The 15,424-nt window shown below is 67.2% G+C and carries 8 protein-coding genes; 6 read left to right on the plus strand and 2 right to left on the minus strand.

Features of this window, described 5'->3' with window-relative positions; translation table 11 throughout:
- The first annotated feature begins 2 nt into the window (after positions 1-2).
- Complete coding sequence (locus H8S47_RS05980; RefSeq protein WP_187503005.1) at positions 3-1,418, plus strand: sugar porter family MFS transporter; 1,416 nt, start codon at positions 3-5, stop codon at positions 1,416-1,418.
- The gene (locus tag H8S47_RS05985; RefSeq protein WP_187503006.1) at positions 1,418-2,260 is read left to right on the plus strand and encodes an aldose 1-epimerase; all 843 of its coding nucleotides are present in this window, start codon (positions 1,418-1,420) and stop codon (positions 2,258-2,260) included. Before H8S47_RS05980 ends, H8S47_RS05985 begins: the two co-directional genes overlap by 1 nt.
- Before the next feature lie 502 nt (positions 2,261-2,762).
- On the opposite strand, the gene H8S47_RS05990 is transcribed toward H8S47_RS05985, so the two are convergent.
- Positions 2,763-4,541: an IlvD/Edd family dehydratase gene (locus tag H8S47_RS05990; protein ID WP_187503007.1), complete on the minus strand. Its 1,779-nt coding sequence runs from the start codon at positions 4,539-4,541 to the stop codon at positions 2,763-2,765.
- 64 nt (positions 4,542-4,605) lie between these two features.
- The gene (locus H8S47_RS05995) at positions 4,606-5,697 is read right to left on the minus strand and encodes a LacI family DNA-binding transcriptional regulator (protein ID WP_187503008.1); all 1,092 of its coding nucleotides are present in this window, start codon (positions 5,695-5,697) and stop codon (positions 4,606-4,608) included.
- Positions 5,698-5,894: 197 nt separating this feature from the next.
- Here H8S47_RS05995 and H8S47_RS06000 point away from each other — a divergent pair, with 197 nt between their 5' ends.
- The 4 genes from H8S47_RS06000 (at position 5,895) to H8S47_RS06015 (ending at position 15,242) form a co-directional block, all read left to right on the plus strand.
- On the plus strand, positions 5,895-8,375 hold the full coding sequence (locus H8S47_RS06000; RefSeq protein ID WP_187503009.1) for a glycoside hydrolase family 3 protein: 2,481 nt from the start codon (positions 5,895-5,897) through the stop codon (positions 8,373-8,375).
- 14 nt (positions 8,376-8,389) lie between these two features.
- Positions 8,390-9,943, plus strand: a complete 1,554-nt coding sequence (locus H8S47_RS06005) for an aldehyde dehydrogenase (NADP(+)) (protein WP_187503010.1) — start codon at positions 8,390-8,392, stop codon at positions 9,941-9,943.
- A gap of 310 nt (positions 9,944-10,253) precedes the next feature.
- Positions 10,254-13,394 (plus strand): PAS domain-containing protein, encoded by a 3,141-nt coding sequence (locus tag H8S47_RS06010; protein ID WP_187503011.1) that lies wholly within the window; start codon positions 10,254-10,256, stop codon positions 13,392-13,394.
- Between the two features lie 252 nt (positions 13,395-13,646).
- The gene (locus H8S47_RS06015; RefSeq protein ID WP_187503012.1) at positions 13,647-15,242 is read left to right on the plus strand and encodes an isocitrate lyase; all 1,596 of its coding nucleotides are present in this window, start codon (positions 13,647-13,649) and stop codon (positions 15,240-15,242) included.
- Positions 15,243-15,424 lie beyond the last annotated feature (182 nt).

Below are 15,424 nucleotides of genomic sequence, written 5' to 3' on the forward strand. Positions count from 1 at the left end.
TAATGACCATTGCGGCAGATTCCGGCCAACATGTGAACCGAGCGCTCATCGCGATGATCGTCATCGTCGCGACGATCGGCGGGTTCATGTTCGGCTATGATTCGGGCGTCATCAACGGCACGCAGGCGGGGCTCGAGAGCACGTTCGCGCTGTCGTCGCTCGGCACCGGCTTCACCGTCGGCGCGATCCTGATCGGCTCGTCGGTCGGCGCATTCATGGCCGGGCGGCTTGCCGACAATCTCGGCCGCCGCAACGTGATGATGATCGCCGCGGTACTCTTCATCGTCAGCGCACTCGGCGCGGGTGCGGCCACTTCGGCCACCATGTTCGTCCTCGCGCGGATCATCGGCGGGCTCGGCATCGGTGCCGCCAGCGTGCTCGCGCCGGTCTACATCTCCGAAGTCGTCCCCGCGAACGTCCGCGGCCGGCTGTCGAGCGTGCAGCAGATCATGATCATCACCGGCCTCACCGGTGCGTTCGTCGCCAACTGGTATCTCGCCCGCATCGCCGGTTCGTCGACCGCGCTGTTCTGGCTCGACTATCCGGCGTGGCGCTGGATGTTCTGGATGCAGGTCATCCCCGCCGCGATCTATCTTGTGACGCTGTTCCTGATCCCCGAAAGCCCGCGCTTCCTGGTCCTCAAGGGGCGTTACGACGAGGCCGAAACCGTCCTCACCCGCCTGTTCGGAGTCACCGAAGCCAAGCGGAAGGTCGCCGAGATCCGCGGTTCGCTGTCGGCCGACGCGCATCGTCCGAAGCTGTCGGACCTAATCGACAAGGCCAGCGGCAAGATCCGCCCGATCGTCTGGACCGGCATCGGCCTCGCGATCTTCCAGCAGTTCGTCGGCATCAACATCGTGTTCTATTACGGCTCGGTGCTGTGGCAGTCGGTCGGCTTCAGCGAGAGCGATGCGCTGCTGATCAACATCCTGTCGGGCTCGCTGTCGATCATAGCCTGCCTGCTCACCGTCGCGCTGGTCGACAAGGTCGGGCGCAAGCCGCTGCTGCTGATCGGATCGGCCGGCATGACCGTCACGCTCGCGATCGTCGGCATCTGCTTTGCCAGCGGCGCGATCGTCGAGGGTACGCTGCGGCTGTCCGACCAGAACGGCCTGATCGCGCTGATCGCGGCCAATGCGTATGTCGTGTTCTTCAACCTGAGCTGGGGCCCGATCATGTGGGTGATGCTCGGCGAGATGTTCCCGACGCAGATCCGCGGTTCGGGGCTCGCGGTCGCGGGCTTCGCGCAGTGGTTCGCCAACTTCGCGATCTCGGTCAGCTTCCCGACGATGGCGATCTCGCTCGGCCTGTCGCTCACTTACGGCTTCTATGCGCTGTCGGCGTTCGTCTCGTTCTTCTTCGTGTGGAAGATGGTCTCCGAGACGCGCGGTCGCGAACTCGAGGACATGCCGGGCTGATGCTGCATCTCGAAGCAGGCGACTGGAAGGTCGCGCTCCAGCCGGAACTGGGCGGCACGATCGCCGCCCTCACCTACCAGGCCCGCGATGTGTTGCGCCCGACCCCAGCGGGCGCGACCAACCCGCTGGAGACCGCCTGTTTCCCGCTGGTGCCGTATGCGAACCGGATCGCCGAAGGCCGGTTCGTGTTTGCGGGGGAGGCGTATGCGCTGCCGCGCAACATGGAGGGGCAGGATCATCCGCTCCACGGCGTCGGCTGGCTGCGTGGCTGGGCGGTGGAGGCGTCGGAGGCGGGCTCGGCGGTGCTGGTCCATACGCACGAAGCCGATGCGGACTGGCCGTGGTCCTACCGCGCCGAACAACTGGTCACGCTGGACGAACCCGGGCTGCGCGTATCGCTGTCGGTCAGAAACGACAGCGACCGGGCGATGCCGGCCGGGCTTGGGTTCCATCCGTATTTTCCGGCCGGCGAGGATACGCGGCTGAGCTTCGATGCGGGGTCCGTCTGGCTGGCCGACGACGCGATGTTGCCGACCGAGCGGACCGGGGCGACGCACTTCGCGGATTGGTCGCGGGGGGACGGCGTGGTGCGGTCGTCGCTGATCGACAACGCGTATGAGGGGTGGGACAAGGCGGCGACGATCGCGACACCCGACGACACGATCATGCTGACCGGCGAGGGCACGCCGTATCTCCACGTCTTCACGCCGCCGGGGCTCGGCTTCTTTTGCGCCGAACCGGTGAGCGACATGCCGAACGCGCTGAACCTGGCGGACCCGACGATCCTGGCACCGGGCGAGACGCGGACCATCGCGATGGGGCTCACGGTGGCTCTGGGCTAGTCGGGCTACCTGCTTATATCGTTGTGGAGCACCACCCCGGCGAAGGCCGGGGCCCAGTTGGGATGGTCGCAGTACCTACGCACCGCCCTTCGTCAGCAACGTCCCCTAACTGGGCCCCGGCCTTCGCCGGGGTGGTGCGTTTTGAAAGAGCAGCGCGGACAACACAGCGATTGCCTAACCAGGTCAGTTACCGGCGATCCCGCTCTCAAAATCCGTCACCCCCGCGAAAGCTGGGGTATCCCGCGGAGCAGATGACGCTCGCCACACGAGGAGATCCCAGCGTTCGCTGGGATGACGGTTGGGGAATGGCATGATGCTGGAGGGTGCGCGAGGGACATGAGGTCGCGGGGTGATCCCGAGCCTCGTCCCACCCCTGTCATCCTGACGAAAGTCAGGATCCAGAGTAACTCAAGCACAGCGCGTTTGGCTCTGGATCCTGGATCAGGTCCAGGATGACGGGGGAGGGCGGCCTGCACTTAAACACGCGCCCTCCCCTTGGACCTCAGTGATTATGCCGAGGGGTCTTCGCCGAAATCCCGCGATACTTCACCGCGAAGTCGAGTACGCCGCCTTCGGCCAATTGCCCGGTCTTCTCGCGGTAGAGTTCCTCCCAAGGCGTGTTGCTTTCCGGCACGGGCGGGAATCCCTCGCCCCGCCGCCGTGCGATCTCTTCGTCGGAGACCAGTGCGTTGCACGTCCCCGCGACCAGATCGATCCGGATCGTGTCGCCGGTGCGGATCCACGACAGCCCGCCGCCGACCGCACTCTCGGGCGACACGTTGAGGATCGACGGACTGTCCGACGTCCCCGACTGCCGCCCGTCGCCGAGCGTCGGCAGTGCCAGCACGCCGCGCTGGATCAGCGCGTCGGGCGGCTGCATGTTGACGACTTCCGCCGAGCCCGGCCAGCCGATCGGCCCCGCCCCGCGGATCACCAAGATACAGCCCTCGTCGATCTCCAGCGCGGGATCGTTGATCCGGTGGTGATAATCGTCCGAGCCCTCGAACACGATCGCCCGCGCCTCGAACCGGTCCTCGGCCCCCGGTGTCGACAGATAGCGCGCGCGAAACGCCGCGGAGATCACCGACGTCTTCATGATCCCGAAATCGAACAGATTGCCCTTGAGCACCAGGAAGCCAGCGCGCTCCATCATCGGCGCGTCGAACGGCTTGATCATCTCGCGGTCGCGCGTCTCGCGCCCGGCGATGTTCTCGCCGATCGACCGTCCCGTGACGGTCAGGCAAGACGTGTCGAGCTTCCCGCCCGCGATCAGTTCGTGGAGCACCGCGGGCACGCCGCCCGCCCGGTGGAACCGCTCGCCGAGATACTTGCCCGCCGGCTGCATGTTGACCAACAGCGGCAGGTCATAGCCATGATCCGACCAGTCGTCCGGATACAGCGTCACGCCGGCATGCTGCGCCATCGCCATGATATGCGGCTGCGCGTTGCTCGACCCGCCGATCGCGCTGACCACCCGGATCGCGTTGAGGAAGCTCTCGCGCGTCAGGATCTTCGACGGACGCAGATCCTCATACGCCATCTCGACGATCCGCCGTCCGGTCTCATACGCCATCTGACCGCGCTCGCGGTACGGCGCTGGGATCGCCGCGCATCCGGTCAACGACAACCCAAGCGCCTCGGCGACCGCGTTCATCGTCGATGCCGTGCCCATCGTGTTGCAATGCCCGGCCGATGGCGCGCTGTCGGTGGCGCGGTTGAGGAACTCTTCCTCGTCGATCTCGCCCGCGGCCAGCTTGCGTCGGCTGCGCCAGATCACGGTGCCCGAGCCGACCAGCTCGCCGTCATGCCAGCCGTCGAGCATCGGCCCGCCCGACAGCACGATCGCCGGAATATCGACGGTCGACGCCGCCATGATGCCCGACGGCGTGGTCTTGTCGCAGCCGGTGGTCAGAACGACCGCGTCGATCGGGTAGCCGTACAGCGTCTCGACCAGCCCCAGATACGCCAGATTGCGATCGAGCGCCGCAGTCGGCCGCCGACAATTCTCGAAGATCGGATGAACCGGGAACTCCATCGCGATGCCACCGGCGTCGCGGATCCCGTCCCGCGTCCGCTTGGCGAGTTCGAGATGGATGCGGTTGCATGGCGAAAGGTCACTGCCCGACTGTGCGATGCCGATGATCGGCCTTCCCGAGCGCAATTCCGCCGGGGTCAGCCCGTAGTTCATGAAGCGTTCGAGATAGAGCGCGGTCATGTCCGAGCGGGCGGGATCGGCGAACCAGTCGCGCGATCGGAACGGCTTCACCGGTACACGGTCCACTGCAAACTCTCCTGAACGCGACGAATTATCTTGTGGGAGCGCTACCTTGCGAGGCGGGGCTCGGTCAAGCGCGGACCCGCGCCGGCGGACGTCGCCGTGGCGCCGCATCCGACTGTCGTCGTACCAACGTATAGTCGAGCACGACATGCCGGTTGGCATCCTTGCCGCCGCCCCGCCGGTGCACGATCGCCGAGACGAGCAGGTCGACCGCCGCGCGCGACATATCGGCGATCGGCTGGTGGATGGTCGTCAGTTCGGGCCAGATCGTCGTCGCGAGCGCGCTGTCGTCGAACCCGCACACCGTCAGGTCGCCCGGCACGTCGAGCCCGCGCCGGTGCGCGACCGCCACGCTCGCCGCCGCCATGTCGTCGTTGCTCGCGAAGATCGCCGAGGGCGGATCCTTCGCGTCGAGCAACTGCTCCGCCGCATCGAGCCCCGATCGATAGGTGAACAGGCCGCCGACGATCAGCGACGGATCCTCGGGCAGTCCCGCATCCGCGATCGCGGCGAGATAGCCCTGGTGGCGCTGTTGGCTGGCGGTCTGGTTCGGATTGCCGATGATGAAACCGACGCGCGCATGGCCGAGCTCGATCAGGTGGCGGGTCATCGCCCGCGCCGCCTCGAAATCGTCGATCGTCACCGCTGCGGTATCGGCAGGCGGCGATCCGGTCGCGACGACGACGGTCGGCACGCCCGCCGCGATCAGCGTGTCGAGCACGCCGCGCGAGTCGCACAGCGGCGGCGGCAGGATCACGCCATCGACGCCGCTGCGGATCATGTGTTCGGCCACCTCGATCTCGTGATCGCCGATATCGCATTTCTCGACGACCAGCTGCACGTCGCTGCGGCTCGCCTGTTCGAGGCTGCCGACCAGGAACTCGCTGAGATAGGCGGAACTCGGATTACTGTAGAGCAGTCCGATCCGCATCTGCCCGCCGCCCGCCAGGCTGCGCGCCGCGCGGTTCGGCGCGTAGTGCAGCGTCGCGATCGCCGCGTTGACCGTCTCGCGGGTCGCGTCGCGGACCTTGGCCTCGCCGTTGATGACGCGCGATACGGTCATCGGCGATACGCCGGCGAGCGTCGCCACATCGGATATCGTCGGTGCGCCGCTCCGGCGTCCGGTTGCGGTGCGCGGCTTGCGCGGTTCTTTCCCCATGCCGGATGTTTAGCAGGGGATTACGACATAATCAGCCTGCAATCGTTATCCGGTGCTAGATGATCGGACAACGGGCGGAACGGCCGGAAATGGGCGGGAACGCGGGCTTGCGTGTTACCGCTCCCAACATTAATCAGACAGGGCTTCCGCGGGTCCCCGACACAGGGGGCGAGGATGGCCCAGGGGAGGATAAGCGGATGACGAGAGATCTGGTACGAGGGCTTCTGCTCGCGAGCGCAACGCTGGCAATACCCGTCGCGGTCGTCGCGCAGACCAGGCCCGCCGTCGTACCGAGCGCGAGTTCGGCTGCCACCGCTGGCGTGGCGCATCCCGCATTGTGGCCGAAGGCGAAGAGCCCGGGCCTGATCGATCCGCGGACCGAGACGTTCGTCACCGACCTGATGGCGAAGATGACGCTTCGCGAAAAGATCGGCCAGATGATCCAGGGCGATATCGGCGCGATCACGCCCGAAGACCTGCGCAGCTATCCGCTCGGCAGCGTCCTGGCGGGAGGCAGCTCCGCTCCGATCGGCGCCAAGGACCGCGCCCCCGCCCCCGCCTGGATCGCCACCGCGCGCGCATTCAACGCGGTCGCGATGACCGCGCGGCCCGGCCATGTCGCGATCCCGCTGATGTTCGGCGTCGATGCGGTCCACGGCAACAACAACGTCGTCGGTGCGACGCTATTCCCGCACAACAGCGCGCTGGGGGCGGCGCACGATCCCGATCTCATTCGCCGGATCGGTGCCGCCACCGCGCAGGAGACCGCCGCCGCCGGGATCGACTGGGCGTTCGGCCCGACGCTGGCGGTGCCGCAGGACGATCGCTGGGGCCGCACGTACGAGGGGTATTCGGAAGATCCCGCGGTCGTCCGCAGCTATGCCGGCGCGATGATCGAGGGGCTTCAGGGCAAGACGGGGACGGGCACGATCCAGACCGGTCACGTCGCGGCGAGCGCCAAGCATTTCCTGGGCGACGGCGGCACCAAGGGTGGGCTCGACCAGGGCGATGCCGACGTCTCGGAGCAGACGCTGATCGACATCCACGCGGCCGGGTATCCGCCTGCGATCGATGCCGGCGCGCTGACCGTCATGGCGTCGTTCAGCAGCTGGCAGGGCAAGAAGATGCACGGCAACAAGAGCTTGCTGACCGACGTGCTGAAGGGTCGGATGGGGTTCGACGGCTTCATCGTCGGCGACTGGAACGGCCATGGCCAGATCCCCGGCTGCACCAACACCGATTGCCCCGCGACGTTCAACGCCGGGCTCGACATGGCGATGGCGCCGGACAGCTGGAAAGGCCTGTTCGACACCACGCTCGCCGCCGCGCAGAAGGGCACGATCCCGATGGCGCGGATCGACGACGCGGTTCGCCGTATCCTTCGCGTGAAGGTGAAGATGGGGCTGTTCGACACCGCGCGGCCATATGAGAGCAAGCCCGGGACGATCGGCTCGCCCGAGCATCGTGCGCTGGCCCGCGAAGCGGTCGCCAAGACGCTGGTGCTGCTGAAGAACCAGGGCGTCTTGCCGATCAAGGCGAGCGCCGACATCCTCGTCGCGGGCGATGCCGCGGACGATATCGGGCGTCAGTCGGGCGGCTGGACGCTGAGCTGGCAGGGTGACGGCAACACCAATGCCGATTTCCCCAACGCGCAGTCGATCTATGCGGGGATCGCGGCGGCGATGAAGGCCGGCGGCGGCAATGCCATGCTCAGCGCCGATGGCAGTTTCGCCAAGAAGCCCGACGCGGCGATCGTCGTGTTCGGCGAACAGCCCTATGCCGAGATGCGCGGCGACCTGCGCACGCTCGAATTCCAGCCCGGCGACAAGCAGGCGCTCGCGCTGCTGAAGAAACTCAAGGCGGCGGGCATTCCGACCGTCTCGGTCTTTCTGTCGGGGCGGCCGATGTGGGTGAACCCAGAACTCAACGCCTCGGATGCGTTCGTCGGCGCATGGTTCCCGGGCACCGAGGGTGGCGGCATCGCCGACGTGCTGATCGGGACGCCCGACGGTACGCCGCGCAAGGATTTCGCCGGCCGCCTGTCGTATAGCTGGCCCAAGACCGCCGGGCAGTTCGTGCTGAACAAGGAGCAGCCTGGCTACGACCCGCTGTTCGCGCTCGGCTATGGCCTCAGCTATGCGAAGGGCGGCAGCGTCGCCACGCTCGGCGAAGTGTCCGGCGTCGACGCGAGCCTCGCCAATACGAGCCTGTTCTACAGCCGCGGCAAGGTGCCGGCGCCGTTCGCGTTGAAGGCGGATGCCGGAATCGCGCAGGCGCCGGTCGATGGCCCGCAGACGCAGGAAGGCGCGTTGTCGCTGACCTGGCCGAAGCAAGCCACCGCGACGGTGAAGATCGCGGGGCCGACGCTTGATCTGTCGCGGGAGACCAATGCCGACCTGGTGCTGCAGCTCACCTACCGCGTGACGCAGCCTGCGACGGGCCCGGTAACGCTTGCGATGGGCAGCGGCGGAACCGGCGTAACCGTCACATCCTTGTTCAAAACCGCGGGTACGGACTGGAAGACGGTCCGCGTCACGCTTAAATGCTTTCGTAGCCACGGCGCCGACATGACGAAGGTCGCCGCGCCGTTCGCGATGACGGCGACCGGACCGTTGGGCTTCGCGCTCGCGGACCTGAGAATTGCGACCGACCCTGCGGGTGCGGTCTGCCCTGATTGATTTGGAGAACTGACATGGACGGCACCTTCCCGATCGGCGCGCGCGCCGTTGACAGCGACATCACGTTCCTGGCGATCGACCCGTCGACCGACGCGAAGATCGAGCCCGCCTTCGCGGTATCGAGCGAGGCGGACGTCGCCGACGCGTGCAAGCTCGCAGCGGCTGCTTTCGACACATTCCGCGAGATCGATCCCGAGGCTCGCGCAGTGTTCCTCGAGACGATCGCGGACGAGATCGAGGCGATCCACGAGCCGCTGGTCGCGCGTGCGATCCAGGAGAGCGGCCTGCCCCGCCCGCGTCTCGAGGGTGAGCGCGGTCGCACCACCGGCCAGCTTCGCCTGTTCGCCAAGCATCTGCGCGCCGGCACCTGGGCGTCGGTCGTGATCGATCAGGCGCAGCCCGACCGCAAGCCGATGCCGCGGTCCGACCTGCGTCAGCGTCGCATCGCGGTCGGCCCGGTCGCGGTGTTCGGTGCGTCGAACTTCCCGCTCGCCTTCTCGGTCGCGGGCGGCGACACCGCCTCCGCACTCGCCGCCGGTTGCCCGGTCGTGGTCAAGGGCCACCCTGCGCATCCCGGCACGTCGGTGATGGTCGGCAAGGCGATCCAGGCCGCGGTCGCCAAATGCGGGCTGCCCGAGGGCGTGTTCTCGCTGGTTCAGGGACCTGCCAACGAACTCGGCGCGGCGCTCGTCACCGATCCGCGGATCAAGGCGGTCGGATTCACCGGTTCGCGTGGCGGTGGCCTCGCGCTGGTCGCGCTCGCCGCGGCGCGTCCCGAGCCGATCCCGGTCTATGCCGAGATGAGCAGCATCAACCCGGTGATCCTGTTCCCGGCAGCCCTCGCGGCGCGCGGCGAGGCGCTCGGCAAGGCGTATGTCGGTTCGCTGACGATGGGCTCGGGCCAGTTCTGCACCAACCCCGGCATCGTCGTTGCGGTCGATAGCCCGGATCTGGACGTGTTCGTCGCTGCCGCTGCCGCCGCCTTGGGTGAAGCCGCGCCGCAAGTGATGCTGACGCCTGGCATCCACGCCAGCTATGAGCAGGGCGTGTCGGCGCTGGCCGGCCATGACGCGGTCGAGACGCTGGCGCGCGGCACCGAGGCCGAGGGCGCGAACCGCGGTCGTGCGGCGTTGTTCTCGACCACGGGCAAGGCGTTCGTGGCCGACCCCGCGCTGTCGCACGAAGTGTTCGGGGCGGCCTCGATCATCGTCCGCTGCACCGATCTCGCCGAAGTGCGCAGCGTGCTCGAGAAGATCGAGGGCCAGCTGACGATCACGCTGCAGATCGACGAGGGCGATCATGCCGACGCCGCGGCGCTGCTGCCGGTGCTGGAGCGCAAGGCGGGCCGCATTCTTGCGAACGGCTGGCCGACCGGTGTCGAGGTCGCCCCGGCGATGGTGCATGGCGGTCCCTTCCCGGCAACGTCGGATCCGCGCACGACCTCGGTCGGTTCAGCGGCGATCGAGCGCTTCCTGCGGCCGGTGTGCTATCAGGACCTGCCCGACGCGCTGCTGCCAAAGGCGGTCAAGCACGGCAACCCGCTGGGCCTGCCGCGCACCGAGGGCTGATCGAATGAGAGAAGGAAGGGCGCGCTACCGAACGGCAGGGCGCCCTTCCTTGTTCTCCCGCGAAGGCGGGAGCCCAGTCTGGGTTCCCGCCTTCGCGGGGACACAAGTTTCGGTAACCGCCACCAGGCACCACCCCGGCGAAGGCCGGGGCCCAGTTGGAGAGGTGGTTGAAATGGGGGTCAGCGCTCAGTTAGCGACGTCCCCCAACTGGACCCCGGCCTCCGCCGGGGTGGTACGTGAGAGTATGGCGCGCCGAACCTAACCACGCGTATTCATTGACACGCGTGCCCCGCAAACCCACTAGTCCGGCATGACAACTCCAGACTCGTCGCAAGTCTCGTCGCGCACCATTTCCCTGCCCTCCGACCTCGGCAGCTACATCGACGATCTCGCCGCCGCCGGCCACGGCGACGCCACTGCGATCGTCCGTACCGCGCTCGAACAGATGCGCGCGCGTGACGCCCTGCAGAAGCCAACCGAGATCCTGATCGGCGGCGGCGAATGCGGCATGCTGGTCCGCCAGCGCGACTGGGCCGCGACCGCGCTCGGGCCGATCGACTCGTGGCCCGCCGAGCTCCGCATCACGCTCGCCAACATCCTCAACTCGCCGGTCGCCAAGGTCGTGATGTGGGGGCCCGAGCACATCATGCTCTACAACGACAGCTACCGCCCGGTCGCCGGCGATCGCCACCCCGCCGCGCTCGGCAGCCCGGTCGCGACCGCGTTTCCCGAAGTCTGGGACTGGAACCGCGCGGTCCTCGAAGCGGGCTTCCGCGGCGAGACCGTCGCCTATCGCGACCAGCCGATCCTGTTCCAGCGCCACGACGGTCCCGAGCAGCTGACGCTCGACCTGTTCTACACCCCCGTCTACTGCGCCGGCGGTACGGTCGGCGGCGTCCTCTGCACGATGGTCGACAATAGCGGGCGAGTCGAAGCTGAGCACCGCCTCGCCGCCAGCGAAGCCGAGCTGCGCCGCGTCACCGACGCCGTGCCGATGCTGATCTCGTACGTCGACCGCGACCATGTCTACCGCCTCGCCAACGCGCAGTACGAGGAGTGGCTCGGCGTCGCGCCCGAGGCGATGATCGGCAAGCCGGTCCGCGAGGTGCTGGGCGACACGGTCTATCAGGATCGCCGCTCCTCGTTCGATCGCGCGCTGGCGGGCGAAAGCTTCATCGCGCAGACCGTCTTCCCGCACCGCGACGGGCGCCCCCGCCGCGCCGAATTCCGCTACGTGCCCCACACCGCCGCAGACGGCTCGATCCCCGGCATCTACGTGCTCGGCATCGACGTCGAGGAGCGTGCCGAACGCGAGGCCGAACTCGGCATCAGCAACGGCCGCTTCCGCACCGCGATGGACGCGGTCCACGGTGTGCTATGGACCAACAGCCCGGACGGCCGGATGATCGGCGAGCAACCCGGCTGGGCGACGCTCACCGGCCAGTCGATCGACGAATATCAGAATTTCGGCTGGGCCGACGCGATCCACCCCGACGACGTCGCCTCTACGATCAAGGCCTGGACCGCCGCGGTCCTTAGCAAGTCGATGTTCGTGTTCGAACACCGCGTCCGCCGCCACTGCGGCACGTGGCGTACCTTCGCTGTCCGCGGCCTGCCGATCCTCGACGAGGCCGGCGAGGTGCTCGAATGGGTCGGCGTCCACACCGACATCACCCACCAGCGCGCCGCCGAGGCCGCCTTGCGCGACCAGGCCGAGGCGCTTGCCCGCCAGGTCCGCCACCGCGAGCGCGCCGAGGATCAGCTCCGCCAGCTCAACGAGACGCTCGAAGCGCGCGTCATCCGCGAGATCGACGAGCGCCGCCAGGCCGAGGCCAAGCTCGCCCAGTCGCAGAAGATGGAGACGGTCGGCAAGCTCACCGGCGGCGTCGCACACGACTTCAACAACCTGCTCCAGGTCGTTTCGGGCAACCTCCAGCTGCTCGGCAAGAATCTGGAGGGCAACGAGCGCGCCGAACGCTGGGTCGCCAATGCGATGGCTGGCGTCACGCGCGGATCGAAGCTCGCCGCGCAACTGCTAGCGTTCGGGCGGCGCCAGGCGCTCGAGCCCAAGGTCGTCAACGTCACGCGGTTCGTGCGCGGGATGGACGACATGCTGCGCCGCGCGATCGGCGAAGGCGTCGAGATCGAGACCGTGGTCGGCGGTGGCCTGTGGAACACCTTCATCGACCCCGCGCAGATCGAGAACGCGCTGCTCAACCTCGCGATCAACGCCCGCGATGCGATGGACGGCCAGGGCAAGCTGACGATCGAACTCGGCAACGCGCATCTCGACGACAGCTACGCACAGGGCCATGACGAGGTCGAGGCCGGGCAATATGTCATGCTCGCCGTGTCCGACACCGGCACCGGCATGAGCCCGGAGATCATCGAGAAGGTCTTCGAACCGTTCTTCTCGACCAAGGGCGAAGGCAAGGGCTCCGGCCTCGGCCTGTCGATGGTCTACGGCTTCGTCAAACAGTCCGGCGGCCATGTGAAGATCTATTCCGAGGTCGGCGAAGGCACGACGATCAAGCTCTATCTGCCACGCGCGATGGAGAGCGAGGATGTCGAAGTCGTCGCCGATGCCAGCCCGATTTCCGGCGGCAGCGAGACCGTGCTGGTGGTCGAGGACGATGACGAGGTCCGCGGTACCGTCGTCGAGCTGCTGACCGATCTCGGCTACAGCGTGTTGAAGGCGGTCGACGCGGCCAGTGCGCTGAACGTGGTCGAGAGCGGCGTGCCGATCGATATCCTGTTCACCGACGTCGTGATGCCCGGCACGCTGAAAAGCCCGGAACTCGCGCGGAAAGCCAAGGAGCGCCTCCCCGATCTCGCAGTGCTGTTCACATCGGGCTATACCGAGAACTCGATCGTCCATGGCGGCAAGCTCGATGCGGGGCTGGACCTGTTGTCGAAGCCGTATACGCGCGAGGCGCTCGCCCGGAAATTCCGTCAGGTGCTCGCCAACCGCCAGCGCTCTAGCAGCCCTTCGGCGAAGGCCGCGCGCGACGCCCGTATCGACGCCGACCGCCGCCTCGACACCCCCGCCCGCCGCACCGTCCTGCTGGTCGAGGACGACGCACTGATCCGCGCGAACACCGCCGAGATGTTGCAGGGCAGCGGGTTCGTCGTCGTCGACGCGGCGAGCGCGGAGGACGCGATGACGGCACTCCAAACCGTGCCGATCGACGCGCTGGTGACCGACGTGAACCTGCCGGGCGTGTCCGGGCCGGACTTTGCGCGGACGGCACGGACGTTGCGTCCGGGCGTGGGTATCGTGTTTGCGACCGGGGATACGGCATCGGTCGCCGACGAAACCGACGCGATCATGCTGGAGAAGCCGTACGGCCTCGACGCGCTGGCGGCCGCGGTGCTGGCATCGCTGGGCGAAACGGCGCTGGCAGAGCCACTTACGGCGACTGTCGCAGATCGGGTCCCGGAAGCGGACTGACGCCCCCGAGAGGAACAGCGACGTGACTGTTCCCCCGCGAAAGCGGGGGCCCAGGGTTACTTAGCGAACCACGTGTGAGTCCTGGACTACCGCGTGCGCGGGAGAACAGCATTGAGCATGTAACGTTCTTCACAACGCGACATCCCCTACCCCGACGCAACCGACACCAACACCCGCCGTCGCGCCATATTCCCAGTAAAAACTCTGTCAACAACCCTACACGACGATCAACGCAGCAGCGAAGGATCGCCCGTGACCTACCAGACTCACATCGCCCAGTTGACCAACCTCATCGCCGACCGGAACGGCACCTGGGACGCGATCTCGCCCGAATCGGTCGCGCGGATGCGGCTCCAGAACCGCTTCGCAACCGGGCTCGACATCGCCCGCTACACCGCCGCGATCATGCGCAAGGACATGGCCGCCTATGACGCGGACCCGGCGAATTACACCCAGTCGCTCGGCTGCTGGCACGGCTTCATCGCCCAACAAAAAATGATCAGCATCAAGAAGCATTTCGGCACCACCGACCGGCGGTATCTGTACCTGTCCGGCTGGATGGTCGCGGCGATGCGCAGCGAGTTCGGCCCCCTGCCCGACCAGTCGATGCACGAGAAGACCAGCGTCCCCGCGCTGATCGAGGAACTCTATACCTTCCTGCGCCAGGCCGACGCGCGCGAACTCGGCATGATGTTCCGCGAGGTCGACGCCGCCCGCGCCGCCGGCAACGCGATCGAGGAACAGCGCCTGCTCAACGCGATCGAAAACCATCAGACGCACGTCGTGCCGATCATCGCCGACATCGACGCCGGCTTCGGTAATGCCGAGGCGACGTACCTGCTCGCGCGGAAGATGATCGAGGCGGGCGCCTGTGCGCTCCAGATCGAGAACCAGGTCAGCGACGAGAAGCAGTGCGGCCACCAGGACGGCAAGGTCACCGTGCCGCACGAGGACTTCCTCGCGAAGGTCCGCGCCTGCCGCTACGCGTTCCTCGAACTCGGCGTCGAGGACGGCATCATCGTCACGCGCACCGACTCGCTCGGCGCCGGCCTCACCAAGCAGATCGCGGTCAGCAAGGAAGCCGGCGATCTCGGCGACCAGTATAACTCGTACCTCGATTGCGAGGAGATCGATCCCACGACCGCGCGCAACGGCGACGTCATCCTCAATCGCGACGGCAAGCTGCTCCGCCCGAAACGCCTGCCCTCCAACCTGTTCCAGTTCCGCGCCGGCACCGGCGAGGATCGCTGCGTGATGGATTGCATCGCCAGTTTGCAGAACGGCGCCGACCTGCTCTGGATCGAGACCGAGAAGCCGCACATCGAGCAGATCGCGGGCATGGTCGACCGCATCCGCGAGGTCGTTCCAAACGCCAAGCTCGTCTACAACAACTCTCCGAGCTTCAACTGGACGCTGAACTTCCGTCAGCAGGTGTTCGACGCCTGGTCCGAAGAGGGCAAGGACGTCTCGGCCTATGATCGCGCGCGCCTGATGAGCGTCGATTATGATGGCACCGCGCTGGCCGACGAAGCCGACGAACGGATCCGCACCTTCCAGGCGGATTCTGCCAAGCGCGCGGGGATTTTCCACCACCTGATCACGCTGCCGACCTATCACACGGCCGCGCTCTCGACGGACAATCTCGCCAAGGAGTATTTCGGCGACGCCGGCATGCTCGGCTATGTGAAGGGCGTCCAGCGCAAGGAAATCCGCGAGGGCATCGCCTGCGTGAAGCACCAGAACATGTCCGGCTCGGACCTGGGCGACGACCACAAGGAGTATTTCGCGGGCGAGGCTGCGCTGAAGGCCGGCGGCGCGCACAACACGATGAACCAATTCGCGGCGTGATGCCCAAGCCGGAGCGAAAGCTCCGGCGCGGATCCCGCATCACGCCCGGCCGGCGGGGCCCGCGGCCCCGTCCGACTTAGCCTGTCCTGAGCGCCTGCCTTCGCAGGCAGTCGAAGGGCGGCTTAGCCGCGGCGCCCCTCAAGAACACCCCCCGTCACCCCGGACAACGATCCTCTTCGGCC

The organism is Sphingomonas albertensis, assembly GCF_014358075.1.
Taxonomy (GTDB): domain Bacteria; phylum Pseudomonadota; class Alphaproteobacteria; order Sphingomonadales; family Sphingomonadaceae; genus Sphingomonas; species Sphingomonas albertensis.